Below are 12930 nucleotides of genomic sequence, written 5' to 3' on the forward strand. Positions count from 1 at the left end.
CCATGTTGATTGGCATGCAGAGGCGGGACGCGATGCGTCGGTCAGGGATGCGCCGTTTGCTGGTCGCTTCGGCGATCGGGCTGACGCTGGCCGGCTGCGCCGGGCGCCCGGGCGCAGGACCCGGCACGCTGGTCGACACCACGCGCGGGGTCGTCGGGCCGGTCGGCGGCGAAGGCCATCTGGTTTCCCATGCCCAGATCGAGCCGCAGGGCCCCTATCTCCTGGATACCGGCGACCGCCTGCGCGTCGTCGTCTTCGGGCAGGAGGGCCTGACCAATTCCTATGCCGTCGATTCGGCCGGCGCCATTTCCATGCCGCTGATCGGCGCGGTGCCGGCAGCCGGGCGCTCCGCTCCGTCGCTCGGACAGGAGATCGCCTCGCGCCTGCGCGGCGGCTACATCCGCGACCCCAGCGTCTCCGTCGAGATCGAGACCTATCGCCCCTTCTTCATCATGGGCGAGATCACCGCCGGCGGGCAGTTCCCCTTCGTCACCGGCATGACCGCGCAGAATGCCGTCGCCATCGCCGGCGGCTTCACGCCGCGCGCCAATCGCTGGAACGTCGAGGTCACCCGCAAGGTGAATGGGCAGCTCTATCGCGCCGATGTGCCCCTCACCCATCGGCTCCAGCCGGGCGATACCGTCGTGGTGCGCGAACGCTGGTTCTGAGCACGGTGAACGCTAGCTTCTCGATCCTGCATGTCATGCGCTCGCCGGTCGGCGGGCTGTTTCGCCACGTCGTCGATCTCGCGCGCGAACAGACCGCGCGCGGCCACCGCGTCGGTATCGTCGCGGATGCTTCGACCGGCGGCGAGCGCGCCGAGACAATCCTGACCGAGCTCGGTTCGGAACTGGCGCTCGGCGTCACGCGCGTCGCCATGAGCCGCGAGCTCGGCCCGTCCGACTGGTCGGCCGGCCGTTTCGTGGCGAAGCGCATCGCGGACATGGGCGTCGATGTCGTTCACGGCCACGGCTCCAAGGGCGGCGCCTATGCCCGCCTCGTCGGCGGCAGACGGCTGAAAGCCTACACGCCGCATGGCGGCAGCCTGCACTATTCGCGAAAAACAGCGGTCGGTTTCGCCTATCTGACCCTCGAAGCCCTGCTGGCGCGCCGCACCGACCTGTTCCTGTTCGAGAGCCGCTACGGGCTCGACACGTTCCGTGCCAAGGTCTGTGAGCCTCAGGGCGTCACGCGCGTCGTCCATAACGGCGTCGCGGAGGACGAGTTCGCGCCGGTTGAAGCCGCGAGCGATGCGACGGACCTCATTTTCATCGGCGAACTACGCCACCTGAAGGGCGTCGACGTGCTGCTGGAGGCCATTGCCCTGCTCGCGCGCGATGGACGCCTCGTGACCGCCACGCTGGTCGGGGCCGGACCTGACGCGGAAACGTTCAGGGAGCAGGCATCGCGCCTCGGCCTTGCCGACCGCGTGCGCTTTCCGGGCGCCCTGCCCGCCCGGCAGGCTTTCACGCTCGGACGACTGATGATCGTGCCGTCCCGTGCGGAATCCCTGCCCTACGTGGTTCTGGAGGCCGGCGCCGCCGGCCTGCCGCAGATCGCCACCGCCGTCGGCGGCATCGGCGAGATTTTCGGCGAGGATGCCGGACGACTGATCCCGCCGGACGATGCGCCAGCGCTCGCCCGCGCCATAGCCGGCATGCTGGACGACCCGGCCGAAGCCGCTGTCTTCGCCGCCCGCCTGCGCGACCGCGTCGCCGGCGGCTTCTCGACCGCCGCGATGACGGAGGGCGTCCTCGACGCCTATCGCGCGGCTCTTTCCGCCCGCAGCGGTCGTTAGCCTCTGCCGCGAGCGATCAAGCGAAAAGCAACCATTGGTCTCTATCCTCACGCGCGGGAATACGGGTGAGGCAGGACCATGCTGGGCATAACCGGGCGGGATATCATCAAGGCCGTCGAGGCGGATCAGGCAGCAAAGCCGGCCGTCGACGGCGAGCGGCGCGAGCTGTCCGCCCTTGCGGCCAAGATCGCCGACGAGGCGGTCGGCGCGGCCTATTCGCCGGTTGTGCTCGGCGGCTTCGTCCGCCTCATCGAGTTCACCGTCGTCCTGTCGCTTGGCGCGGTCATCTATCTCGGCTGGGTCTATCCGGTCCACGGCCTGCAATGGACCTCGACCGTCAGCCTGTTCGGCCTCGCCATGCTGACGCTCGCGGCCTTCCAGGCGGCCGGGCTCTACGACGTTCACGTCTTCCGCACCCATGTCGCGCAGTTCAGCCGCCTCCTGATCGCCTGGACGCTGGTCTTCCTCGTCGCCGTGGCCGCAGCCTTCTTCTTCAAGGCCGGCGACGAACTGTCGCGGGTCTGGCTTGGCAGCTGGTACGCCACCGGGCTGATCATTCTCGCCTCAGCGCGCATCGCCCTCGCGCAGGTGGTCAAATCATGGTCGCGCGCCGGCCGCCTCCAGCGCCGCGCCGTCGTGGTCGGCGGCGGCGAGCCGGCCGAGGAGCTGATCCAGTCGATCCTCGCGCAGGAGGATTCCGACGTCACCATCTGCGGCACCTTCGACGACCGCACCGATGCCCGCTCGCCGGCCCATGCCGCGCACGTGCCGAAACTGGGAACAGTCGACGACCTCGTCGAATTCGCCCGCCGCACGCGCGTCGATCTCGTCATCGTCACGATCCCGATGACGGCCGAGGCGCGCGTGCTGACCATGCTGCGCAAGCTCTGGGTTCTGCCGGTGGACATCCGCCTTGCCGCCCATACGGCCAAGCTGCGTTTCCGCCCGCGCGCCTATTCCTATATCGGCAACGTTCCCGTCCTCGACGTGTTCGACAAGCCGATCCAGGACTGGGACGTCGTGCTGAAATGGATCTTCGACAAGGTCGTCGGCACGCTGGCGCTGATCGCGCTGTCGCCGGTCCTCATCACCACCGCCATCGCGGTGAAGCTCGATTCCAAGGGGCCGGTCTTCTTCCGCCAGAAGCGCTACGGCTTCAACAACGAGCTGGTCGAGGTCTTCAAGTTCCGTTCCATGTACACCGACATGAGCGATGCGACCGCCTCGAAGCTCGTCAGCAAGGGCGATCCGCGCGTCACCCGCGTCGGCCGGTTCATCCGCAAGACCTCGATCGACGAGCTGCCGCAGCTGATCAATGTCGTCTTCAAGGGCAATCTGTCGCTGGTCGGCCCGCGCCCGCACGCGGCGCACGCCAAGGCCGCCGACAAGCTCTATGACGACGTTGTCGACGGCTATTTCGCCCGCCACAAGGTCAAGCCGGGCATTACCGGCTGGGCGCAGATCAACGGCTGGCGCGGCGAGACCGACACGCCCGAGAAGATCCAGCGGCGCGTCGAGCACGACCTCTACTACATCGAGAACTGGTCGATCCTGTTCGACCTCTACATCCTCGCCAAGACGCCGATCTCGCTCGCCCAGCACCGCGACAACGCGTTCTGATGATCGCTGCGAACCCCGCCCGGAACGTCGCGGCCGCGGGTTACGGCACGGCCGGCTGGCTGGTGGACAGGGAAGCGCTGCGCCTGCGCGTCCTGTTCCTGATGCTGGTCGGCAGCGCCTTCGTCTTCGCCGAGCCGTCGCCCTATGAGATCGGCGCTCTCGTGGCGATCGGCTGTTTCGCAGCCACGGGCGGACTGAGGCTGCGCGCGGCTTTCATGCCGCTGGTGCTGATTCTCGTCGTCTACTGCCTCGGCCTGACGCTCTCGGCGATTCCCGTCCTCGGCGCGAAGAAGGTGGCGTCGTGGGTCGCGGTGTCCTGGTATCTCGCTGTTACCATGGTGTTCTTCGCCATCGTCGCGGCCGAGAACACCGCTGCGCGCATGGATGTGGTCGTTCGCGCCTGGACACTCGCCGCTGTCATCGCCGCTCTTGCCGGTCTCGCCGGCTATTTCCGCGCCTTTCCGGGGGCCTTCGACCTTCTCACCCTTTATGGTCGCGCCAAGGGAACCTTCAACGATCCCAATGTGTTCGGGCCGTTTCTGATCCTGCCGATGCTGACGGCCATGCAGGCCTTCTACGCGGGCGGCCGCGTGCAGATATTGCGCGCCGGCGCCGTCTTCGCGGTGCTGCTCGTTGCCCTGCTTCTCTCCTTCTCGCGCGGCGCCTGGATTCACTTCGCGCTATCGGCGGCGGTGATGACCGGTCTCCTGTTCCTCACCGCGCAGACGCGCGCCGACAGGCTTCGCATCCTTGTCGTGGTGACGGCCGGGCTCGTGCTGATGGCCGCGCTGCTCGCAGTGCTGCTCTCCATCGACAAGGTCGCGGACCTGATGAAGGAGCGCGCCAGCTTCAACCAGAGCTACGATCATGGCCCGATGGGCCGTTTCGGCCGGCACGCCTATGGCTGGCAGATGGCGCTCGACCTGCCGATGGGCATCGGGCCGCTGCAATTCACCCGCTTCTTCCCCGAGGATGTGCACAACGTCTATCTGAACGCCTTCATGTCCGGCGGCTGGACGGCGGGCATCGCCTATCACGTGCTGGTCGGGCTGACGCTGTTCGTCGGGCTTCTCGCCGCCTTCCGCCGCACGCCGTGGCAGCCGGCGGCCATCGCCGTATTCGCGACCTTCTGCGGCCTCGCCTTCGAGGGCAAGATCATCGACACCGACCACTGGCGCCACTTCTGGGCGCTCGGCGGTCTCTTGTGGGGATTGGCCGTCGCAGGCGGGTTGCAGCCGCCGCCGAAACGTCCTAAATCCCCCGGCACGGTCGGAGTGTAGCGCAGCCCGGTAGCGCACTTGCATGGGGTGCAAGGGGTCCCGAGTTCGAATCTCGGCACTCCGACCAATTTTCTCCGAATTATCCGACAGCACCGGCCGCCTGTTCGCTTGGTCGATCGGGGACCGGCGTGCCAACGACGTCTGCCAGCCCCCTCGGTCCGGTCGCGACCGGCGGGAAGGGGCCGTCGTCGTTCCAGCTTGTTCCAGTGCGGCGGTATTCGTTCGCTTTAGAGAACGAAACGCCACTGATAGCGGCAATGCAGTTTGTTATTCTGACCTCAATCCGGCACAACTTGCGCCAATCATCATGAAATTTCTCCAATCGGGCCGCAGATTGCGCTGCCGTTCTACAGGCGACCGTTCTTTTTAGAGAATGATTTTGTTGACAGGGCACCCCCGCGAACCGCATGATCAAGGCTCAGTCGTCGGCTTCGCTCCGGCGCCTGACGCGGCTTTTGATGGAGCAGCTTGCACCGCGTGACCAAGGGCTAAAGCGCCACGAATGAAGTTCGTGGGCTCCTCTGAGGAGTTGGTCCGATGAATTTCGTTGCTTCCGCGGCTTCGCGGCCGCGCTTCTCTTCCCAGACCTGGCTCTGCCGCCGGATGCGCCGCAACGGACGGTGTTGTCGGTCCATGTGACCGATACGCCTCTCCCACCCCCCGCGCTCATCGCAATGGAGACGCCGGCCCCGTCCGGCGGCAGGTCCGTCATGTTCCAGTCCCACGTCCCGCATCCGCTCCGCTCGGATGTCTCTCTCATCGAGTTCGACAACGAAGCCGTCGGCCTCGCGGTCCAGGATCGCGGTGGATTCCGCTTCTTCGCGGCGACGCCGACGCTGAACCGGCTGGACTCGCAGCTCTTCCGATCCCTGAAGGTGTTGCGACGCGCCATCGCCGATGCCCGGCGCGGCGTCCTGCCGGCTGCCGTCCTGCGCGCCGCCTGAACCTCATCGCCTCGCAACCCGACCAGTCTCACCACCCCCGCCCATTCCGCGCGGGGCCGGTGCCTCATTCCCCGAAGGCCGAGCCGCCATGAATGCACTGACACGCTTTCCAGATCCCGTGGCGATCCCGTCGTCCGGACCGCCCCCGGCGGAAGACCCGGGCCGCGCGGGTTCAGCCATCCTGTTCCGCAGCGTTTCCAAGGCGTTCCGGGCCAAGGGCGGAGATCCCGCCGTGACGGCGCTCGACAGCGTCGACCTCTCCGTGCCCGGCGGCGGTATCACCGGCATCATCGGCCGGTCCGGCGCCGGCAAATCGACGCTCCTGCGGATCATCAACGGGCTCGACCGGCCGACTTCGGGATCGGTCGTCGTCGACGGCGCCGAGGTCGGCGATCTCGATCCCGACCGCCTGCGCGACCTCAGGCGCAGCATCGGCATGATCTTCCAGCACTTCAACCTGCTGTCGTCGCGCACCGTGTTCGACAATATCGCGCTGCCGCTGGAGCTCGCGGGCACGCCCCGCGCGGAGATTCAGCGGCGGGTCGACGAACTCATCGAGCTGGTCGGCCTCGGCGACAAGCGCGGCCGCTACCCCGTCGAGCTATCCGGCGGACAGAAGCAGCGGGTCGGCATCGCCCGCGCGCTGGCGACGCGCCCGAAAGTGCTGCTGTCGGACGAAGCGACCTCGGCGCTCGACCCGGAGACGACGCGCGCGATTCTGGCGCTGCTCAAGCGCATCAACGCGCTGACCGGCGTGACCATCGTGCTGATCACCCACGAAATGCAGGTCATCAAGGAGATCTGCGACCGGGTCGCCGTCATCGAGCATGGCCGGATCATCGAAGAGGGTCCGGTCTACGATGTGTTCGCGCGGCCGCGGACGGAAACCACCCGCAACTTCATCGCCTCCGTCACCGGCAGCGCCCTGCCCCGCGATCTCGCGGATCGGCTGAGCGCCTCGCCAAACGGAGCGGGCTCGGCGGTGATCCGCATCGTCTTCACCGGCGAACATGCGACGGCGCCGGTCATCTCGCGGCTGTCGCGCTCCCTCGACATCGACGTGAACGTGCTGTCCGGCCAGGTCGACGAGATCGGCGGCCGGCCGTTCGGCAACCTCATCGTCACCGTCCCCGCCCGGCGCGATGTCGGCGACGCGCTGCAGGCGCTCGCCACGACGCACGGCCTCCACACGGAGATTCTCGGCTATGTCCCCTGAAATCGCGCGACTTCTCGCGGAAGCCACCTGGCAGACGCTCTACATGGTCACGGCGGCCGGACTGATCGGCACGCTGTTCGGCCTGCCGCTCGGCGTGTTCCTCGCGACCAGCGGCAAGGGCGAGCTGTTCCAGGCCGTCGCGGTCAACCGCGCGCTCGGGCTCGTGGTGAACGCGACCCGCTCGACGCCGTTCATCATCCTCGTCGTCGCGATCATCCCGCTCACCCGCCTCGTCGCCGGCACATCCATCGGCACGACCGCCGCCATCGTGCCGCTGACGGTCGCGGCCACGCCGTTCATCGCGCGCATCGTCGAGGCGGCGATCCGCGAGGTGGACCAGGGGCTGATCGAGGCCTCGCGGGCCATGGGCGCGACCGCCTTCCAGATCGTCCGCAAGGTGCTCCTGCCCGAGGCGCTGCCGGCCATCGTGCTCGGCCTCACCCTCACCGCTGTCAGCCTCATCGGCTACTCGGCCATGGTGGGCGCCGTCGGCGGCGGCGGCCTCGGCGATCTCGGCATCCGCTTCGGCTACCAGCGCTTCATGCCCGAGGTGATGGCCGCCGTCGTCATCGTCCTGATCGTGCTCGTCCAGGGCGTCCAGAGCGTCGGCGAATGGATCGCCCGCCGCGTCAACAGGCGGCTGCGCACCGCCTGAACCTTCAGCTCACTCCCCAAGCTCCTGCAAACCCAAGCCACTGCAAACCCAAGCCCCAAACCAAGGAACCTACCGATGACCTACTCCGCCCCCGACCGCCGCAGCCTCATCCTGTCGGCTGCCGCCCTCCTCGCCGCGCCCGCCATCGCCCGCGCCCAGGCGCCGACCAAATTGCGCGTCGGCGTCACCGCCGGCCCGCACGCCCAGATCCTCGAAGCCGTGAAGCCGGTGGCCGCGAAGCGCGGGCTCGACCTCTCGATCACCGAATTCTCCGACTACATCCTGCCTAATGCCGCGCTCGCCTCGGGCGATCTCGACGTCAATTCCTACCAGCACAAGCCCTTCCTCGATCAGCAGAACGCCGACCGGAAATACAATCTCGTCGGCGTCGGCTTCACGGTGAACTTCCCGATCGGCGTCTATTCCAAGAAGCACAAGCGCTGGGAGGAGGTGCCGGCCGGCGCGCAGATCGCCATCCCGAACGATCCGACCAATGGCGGCCGCGCGCTGCTGCTGTTCCAGGACAAGGGGCTCGTGAAGCTGAAAGAAGGTGTCGGCTACCGCCCGACCATCGCCGACATCGTGCAGAACGAGAGGCGCTTCCGCTTCATCGAACTGGAGGCTGCCCAGACCGCCCGCTCGCTCGACGATGTCGCCGCGGCCGTGATCAACACCAACTATGCGCTGTCGGCGGGCCTCACGCCCGGCCGCGACGCGCTGCTGCGCGAGGACCCGAAGGGGCCCTATGTCAACCTGATCGCCGTCCGCGACGCCGACAAGGACAAGGCCTGGGTGAAGCCCTTCGTCGAGAGCTACCAGTCGGCCGAGGTCAGGGAGTTCGTCCAGAAGACGTTCCAGGGATCGGTGCTGTCGTCCTGGTAAGGCAACGGGAGGAGCCTCGCCGCACTGGCGAGCTCCTCCCGATGATCGGACTTGGCTCGCCAACTGCGCGGCGCGTCAACAAAAAAACGGACGGCCGCACATGGCGACCGTCCCGGCCCCGTCGTAACCGTCGTTCCCCCGAAAGACGGCCCGAGATCAGGCCAACGTCATCATGGCAAATTCGGCAGGGACCGCTTTGATGCGGATCAATCGCGAGCCCGTCTCAGCCTCGCGCCAGCTGCGCCAGCCGGCCCTCGTCCAGAATGCGCACGGCCTCCGGCACGATGAGGATGACGCGGTCGCGCGCCAGCCGGGTGAGCGTGCGGCTCACCGTCTCGATGGTCAGGCCGAGATAGTCAGCGATGTCGAGGCGCTGCATCGGAAGCTGGACGGTCACCGACGCACCGCTGATGCGCGCCCAGCGGTCGCGCATGGTCAGCAGGAAGGCGGCGATGCGCTCCTCGGCCGAGCGGCGGCCGATCAGCGTCATCTGCTCCTGCGCGATGACCAGTTCATGGGTGGCGAACTCGTGGAGGCGGCGCAGGAAATGCGGCTTGGCCGAGACCAGCCGGTCGAACTCCGCGCGGTCGAACTTGCAGAGCGCCACGGCGTCCACCGCATCGGCGGAGAAGCCGTAGCGGTTGTGCAGGGCCAATCCGAGGAAGTCGCCGGGCATCGCGAAGCCAACGATCTGGCGGCGGCCGTCGGAGAGCAGCTTGTAGAGGCGCACCGTGCCCTCGACCACGGAGAAGACCGAGGTCGCGTCCTCACCCTGATGGATGAAGGTCTCCTTCGGCGCGACGCGGCCCTGATGGACGATGGCATCGAGTTCGTGCAGTTCACCCGCCTCGAGGGCGGCGCACACGGCGAGCGGCCGCACCTTGCACGCATCGCAATAGCTCGGCCCGCCGGGGCGGGCGCAGGCACTGCGCTGAGAAGGCATGGCTAACGCTGCAAGCGTGGTCATGGCAGTGACCCCTTGGTTGAGAGCGCTTTTGCTGAAGATCAAACTACCAGCAGGCGCGGGCCGCGCGATTGATCTAGCACAAAGACCGTGGCGTCGCGCGCGCCGATCCTCAGCCGGGCCAGTTGCCTTGATGGGAAGCCGCGCCCGATGTTCACCGCCCGCCTCGTGCATGGCGCAGATGCGATGGCCGCGCTCGGCATCGTTCGCATCTGCCATCCCGATATTGAAATCGAGAACTGGCGCGCCCTGTTCGACCATGACGAGGCCGGCGACAGCGGCCATTTCGGCTGCGTGGTGGTCGCCGACCAGCGCGGCTATGCGCATGCCGCGTGCCTGTTCCGCATCGCACTCGACCCGCGCTTCGGCCGGCGGCTGGAAGTATCCTACCTCTCGCGCGCGGATCTGCCCGCCAGCACTGCCTCCGACGTCCTGTTCGACTTCATCGACTCGCTGGCGGCGCGGCGGGGCTGCACCCAGATCGTGATCGAGGACGCCGATTCACGAATCGCGGCGGAGCGGATGACCAGCTGGACCGATATCGGCCAGGTGCTGACCGATCACCACTTCCGGCCGGGCTCCGTCGGCTTCGTCAAGTCGGTCGCCGTGGCGCCGACGGCCTGAGCCCCATCGGTCCCCAGCGATCCGTCCTCGTCGGCGATGGCGCGCCAGGCGGCGCCGTCGAGGTCTTCGTACTGGCCGGTGTTGAGCGACCAGAGAAAAGCCGCGAGGCCCAGCAGGCCAAGGCCGAGCGCGAGCGGCACCAGGAAGACCAGCACATCCATTCCAGCCTCCCTCAGAGCCGTGCCGACCGCGCGCGCAGCGCGTTGGCCGTGACGATGACCGATGAACCCGACATGGCGAGCGCGGCGATGAGCGGCGTCACCAGTCCGGCAATGGCGACGGGCACGGCGATGGCGTTGTAGACGACCGCGAGCCACAGGTTCTCGGTCATCAGCCGGCGCGCCTTGCGGGCGATGGCGAGCGTGGCGGCGACCGGCGCGAGCCTGTCGCCGAGGAACACGGCGTCGGCCGCGGCCTGCGTCAGGTGCACGGCCGTGATCGGCGAGATCGATACATGGGCGCTGGCGAGCGCGGGCGCATCGTTCAACCCGTCGCCGACCATCAGCACCTTGGCGCCGATGGACTTGAGGGCCTCGATGCGACTGATCTTGCCGGCTGGCTTCAAGCCGCCCTCGAAGGCCGTGATGCCGAGTTCCCGCGCGACTGTTTCGACGGCCTCGACGCGATCGCCGGAATAGATCGCAAGTTCGAAGCCGGCGCGGCGCAGGGCCGCGACGACCGCGACCGCGTCCGGCCGCAGAGCCTGCCGGACCGCGAAGACGTGACGCAGATCGCCGTGCGCGAAGGCGATCAGCGAGGCGTCCGGGTAGCGGGAGGCAACCTCCGCCGATTCGCGTTCGGCACCGCAGAAGGCCGGGCTTCCCAGCCGGGCCTCGGCGCCGTCGATGAACGCGCGCACGCCCTGCCCCGGCACTTCCTCCAGATCGGTGGGCGGCTGCGCCTGAGGCACCGAGACCGCCACGGCCCGCGCCAGCGGGTGGTGCGACCCCTGCGCCAGCGCGGCAGCGCGGCCGAGAGCCTGTTCCGGCAGGGCTCCGGCCTCCGCAATGGCCGGCTCCGGCAGGGTCAGCGTGCCGGTCTTGTCGAAAACGATCGTGTCGACCTCGGCGAGCCGCTCCAGCGCATCGCCGGACTGGAGCAGGACATTGGTGCGGAACAGCGCACCGGAGGCGACCACCTGCACCGCAGGAATGGCGAGGCCGAGCGCGCAGGGACAGGTGATGATCAGCACGGTGATCGCGATGACCAGCGCCGGCTGCCAGGCAAGGCCGAAGGCGAGCCAGCCCGCGAAGGTCGCGATGGCCGTGACGTGGACCACGGGCGAGTAGAGCGCCGAGGCCCGGTCGGCCAGCCGGCGATAGGTGGACCGCGACTGCGCGGCGGTCTCGATCAGCCGCTCGACCTCGTCCAGCAGCGTGCCGCGCGCCGCGGCCCTGACCGTGACGCGCAGCATGCCCGACAGGTTGGTCGTGCCGGCGAAGACCGGATCGCCCGGCGCGACCGTCTGCGGCAGCGTCTCGCCGGTGACGAGGCTCTGGTCGATGGCGGAGGTTCCGCCGGTGATCACCCCGTCCACGGCGATGCGCTCGCCGGGCCGGACCAGCACGATATCGCCGGCAGCTACAGCCGCGATGGGAACCTGCCGCAGCGCGCCGTCCGCCATGACCTTGAGCGCCGTCTCGGCCTTCAGCGCGGCGAGATTGGCCGCGACGGAGGAGGTCTTGCGGCGCATGAGCTGTTCGCAATACCGCCCGGTGAGCAGGAAGAACAGCAGCATGACGGCGCTGTCGAAATAGGCGTGGGTGCCGTGGTTCCAGGTCTCCGCCAGCGACAGGCCGACGGCGAGCAGGACGCCGAGGGAGATCGGCACGTCCATGTTGAGCTGGCCGGCCGCCAGCGCGGTCCGCGCCGACCGGAAGAACGGCCGCCCGGCATAGGCGACCGACGGCACGGCGATGAGCGCCGAGAGCCAGTGGAAGAAGTCGCGCTGCTCCTGCGTGATGTCGCTGACATTGCCGGACCAGACCGAGACCGACAGCAGCATGATGTTCATCATGGCGAAGCCGGCGACGCCGAGGCACTTCATCAGGAAGCGCGCCTCGGCCGCCTCGGCGCTCTCGGCGGCCTTCGGATCGAAGGGAAACGCCCTGAAGCCGAGCCGGTCGAGCCGCTTCACGACGGTCTCGGCGTCGGTGCGATCCTGCCGCCATTCGACCGCGACGCGCCTGTTGGTCAGATTGACCCGCGCGGCGACGACGCCGGGAACCGCCTTCAGCCCCTGTTCGATCACCGGCATGCAGGCGGCGCAGGTGATGCCATCGACCGCAAGATCGAGACGCGCCATGCCGTCGCCCAGCGGCTCGACGAACAGCGACAGGTCGGTGGCGGGCGGAACCGCGGCCGCGTCGGGCAGAAGGGCATCGGCCGCGGCGTGATGGAGGGCGCCCGCGGCGAGGGCAGCCTGGCTCATGGCAGCATGATCCGGTTGCGCGAGCGGAACAGGACGGCACCGTCGCGGCTGACCTCGACGACCAGGTCATGGGCGCCCGACGTCACGTCGGCGGCCGTGCCGGCATAGAGCCCGATGCCGGTCCTCGCCATGTCGAGGGGCCGGTCGAGTGCCCGGCGCGCGGGATGTTCGAGCCGCGCGGCAAGGCTCACCCCCTCGACCGGTCCGCCGGCCGGATCGCGCAGCGAAACCGTCACGGCGGCGAACCCGGCCGGATCGCGATCGGCGCGCGCGTCGACGGTCCAGCCGCGAGCGTCGCGCTCGCGCGCGGCCGCGAGGTCGCGATTGAAGCGCTGGCTCGCCTGATAGGAGCTCGCTGTCGTCAGGCCGGGCATGGTGTCGAGGGCCAGCGTCAGCATCAGCGCGTTGACGGTGAAGATGACGCCGAAGAAGGCGACGAACATCAGGAACACCATCCGGCCGGTCAGTCTGCGCGGCCGGCGATCCGAAGTGTCGAGAACAGCCATGGCAGTGGCT

Annotated in this window: 13 protein-coding genes and 1 tRNA gene; 10 read left to right on the forward strand and 4 right to left on the reverse strand. The window is 68.3% G+C overall.

The window, feature by feature from the left end; translation table 11 throughout:
- Positions 1 to 47 precede the first annotated feature (47 nt).
- The 9 genes from JNK84_RS12160 to JNK84_RS12200 all read left to right on the forward strand — a co-directional run bounded on the left by JNK84_RS12160 (position 48) and on the right by JNK84_RS12200 (position 8395).
- Positions 48 to 668, forward strand: a complete 621-nt coding sequence (locus JNK84_RS12160) for a polysaccharide biosynthesis/export family protein (protein ID WP_293424937.1) — start codon at positions 48 to 50, stop codon at positions 666 to 668.
- Between the two features lie 5 nt (positions 669 to 673).
- The gene (locus JNK84_RS12165; RefSeq protein WP_367272322.1) at positions 674 to 1798 is read left to right on the forward strand and encodes a glycosyltransferase family 4 protein; all 1125 of its coding nucleotides are present in this window, start codon (positions 674 to 676) and stop codon (positions 1796 to 1798) included.
- Between the two features lie 78 nt (positions 1799 to 1876).
- Positions 1877 to 3418, forward strand: coding sequence for an undecaprenyl-phosphate glucose phosphotransferase (locus JNK84_RS12170; RefSeq protein ID WP_293424413.1), 1542 nt, complete (start codon positions 1877 to 1879; stop codon positions 3416 to 3418).
- Entirely contained in the window at positions 3418 to 4698 is a 1281-nt protein-coding gene (locus JNK84_RS12175) for an O-antigen ligase family protein (RefSeq protein WP_293424415.1), read from the forward strand. The genes JNK84_RS12170 and JNK84_RS12175 overlap by 1 nt, the downstream gene beginning before the upstream one ends.
- Positions 4689 to 4765: transfer RNA gene (locus JNK84_RS12180), tRNA-Pro, on the forward strand. Before JNK84_RS12175 ends, JNK84_RS12180 begins: the two co-directional genes overlap by 10 nt.
- Before the next feature lie 643 nt (positions 4766 to 5408).
- Positions 5409 to 5642, forward strand: a complete 234-nt coding sequence (locus tag JNK84_RS12185; protein ID WP_293424417.1) for a hypothetical protein — start codon at positions 5409 to 5411, stop codon at positions 5640 to 5642.
- 88 nt (positions 5643 to 5730) lie between these two features.
- The gene (locus tag JNK84_RS12190) at positions 5731 to 6858 is read left to right on the forward strand and encodes a methionine ABC transporter ATP-binding protein (RefSeq protein ID WP_293424419.1); all 1128 of its coding nucleotides are present in this window, start codon (positions 5731 to 5733) and stop codon (positions 6856 to 6858) included.
- Entirely contained in the window at positions 6848 to 7513 is a 666-nt protein-coding gene (locus JNK84_RS12195; RefSeq protein WP_293424421.1) for a methionine ABC transporter permease, read from the forward strand. The genes JNK84_RS12190 and JNK84_RS12195 overlap by 11 nt, the downstream gene beginning before the upstream one ends.
- A gap of 75 nt (positions 7514 to 7588) precedes the next feature.
- A complete protein-coding gene (locus tag JNK84_RS12200; protein WP_293424423.1) occupies positions 7589 to 8395 on the forward strand; it encodes a MetQ/NlpA family ABC transporter substrate-binding protein in 807 nt (268 codons plus the stop codon).
- Positions 8396 to 8618: 223 nt separating this feature from the next.
- Here JNK84_RS12200 and JNK84_RS12205 read toward each other — a convergent pair whose 3' ends face one another.
- A complete protein-coding gene (locus tag JNK84_RS12205) occupies positions 8619 to 9338 on the reverse strand; it encodes a Crp/Fnr family transcriptional regulator (RefSeq protein ID WP_441343234.1) in 720 nt (239 codons plus the stop codon).
- Positions 9339 to 9509: 171 nt separating this feature from the next.
- On the opposite strand from JNK84_RS12205, the gene JNK84_RS12210 reads away from it, so the two are divergent.
- The gene (locus JNK84_RS12210; RefSeq protein ID WP_293424427.1) at positions 9510 to 9983 is read left to right on the forward strand and encodes a hypothetical protein; all 474 of its coding nucleotides are present in this window, start codon (positions 9510 to 9512) and stop codon (positions 9981 to 9983) included.
- Here JNK84_RS12210 and ccoS read toward each other — a convergent pair.
- The 3 genes from ccoS to JNK84_RS12225 form a co-directional block, all read right to left on the reverse strand.
- Positions 9920 to 10144, reverse strand: a complete 225-nt coding sequence (gene ccoS / locus JNK84_RS12215) for a cbb3-type cytochrome oxidase assembly protein CcoS (protein WP_293424429.1) — start codon at positions 10142 to 10144, stop codon at positions 9920 to 9922. The two genes, JNK84_RS12210 and ccoS, sit on opposite strands and share 64 nt — an antisense overlap.
- Positions 10145 to 10155: 11 nt before the next feature.
- Entirely contained in the window at positions 10156 to 12288 is a 2133-nt protein-coding gene (locus JNK84_RS12220; RefSeq protein ID WP_293424939.1) for a heavy metal translocating P-type ATPase, read from the reverse strand.
- A gap of 122 nt (positions 12289 to 12410) precedes the next feature.
- Positions 12411 to 12920, reverse strand: a complete 510-nt coding sequence (locus tag JNK84_RS12225) for a FixH family protein (RefSeq protein WP_293424431.1) — start codon at positions 12918 to 12920, stop codon at positions 12411 to 12413.
- Positions 12921 to 12930 lie beyond the last annotated feature (10 nt).

Source organism: Phreatobacter sp., assembly GCF_016793595.1.
Taxonomy (GTDB): Bacteria; Pseudomonadota; Alphaproteobacteria; order Rhizobiales; family Phreatobacteraceae; genus Phreatobacter.

Excerpts from the sequence above, each read along its gene's own strand:
- JNK84_RS12160 (WP_293424937.1), top strand. The coding sequence starts at position 48 with ATGCGCCGTTTGCTGGTCGCTTCGGCGATCGGGCTGACGCTGGCCGGC.
- JNK84_RS12170 (WP_293424413.1), top strand. The coding sequence starts at position 1,877 with ATGCTGGGCATAACCGGGCGGGATATCATCAAGGCCGTCGAGGCGGAT.
- JNK84_RS12175 (WP_293424415.1), top strand. The coding sequence starts at position 3,418 with ATGATCGCTGCGAACCCCGCCCGGAACGTCGCGGCCGCGGGTTACGGC.
- JNK84_RS12185 (WP_293424417.1), top strand. The coding sequence starts at position 5,409 with ATGTTCCAGTCCCACGTCCCGCATCCGCTCCGCTCGGATGTCTCTCTC.
- JNK84_RS12190 (WP_293424419.1), top strand. The coding sequence starts at position 5,731 with ATGAATGCACTGACACGCTTTCCAGATCCCGTGGCGATCCCGTCGTCC.
- JNK84_RS12195 (WP_293424421.1), top strand. The coding sequence starts at position 6,848 with ATGTCCCCTGAAATCGCGCGACTTCTCGCGGAAGCCACCTGGCAGACG.
- JNK84_RS12200 (WP_293424423.1), top strand. The coding sequence starts at position 7,589 with ATGACCTACTCCGCCCCCGACCGCCGCAGCCTCATCCTGTCGGCTGCC.
- JNK84_RS12205 (WP_441343234.1), bottom strand. The coding sequence starts at position 9,338 with ATGCCTTCTCAGCGCAGTGCCTGCGCCCGCCCCGGCGGGCCGAGCTAT.
- JNK84_RS12210 (WP_293424427.1), top strand. The coding sequence starts at position 9,510 with ATGTTCACCGCCCGCCTCGTGCATGGCGCAGATGCGATGGCCGCGCTC.
- ccoS (WP_293424429.1), bottom strand. The coding sequence starts at position 10,144 with ATGGATGTGCTGGTCTTCCTGGTGCCGCTCGCGCTCGGCCTTGGCCTG.
- JNK84_RS12220 (WP_293424939.1), bottom strand. The coding sequence starts at position 12,288 with ATGGCGCGTCTCGATCTTGCGGTCGATGGCATCACCTGCGCCGCCTGC.
- JNK84_RS12225 (WP_293424431.1), bottom strand. The coding sequence starts at position 12,920 with ATGGCTGTTCTCGACACTTCGGATCGCCGGCCGCGCAGACTGACCGGC.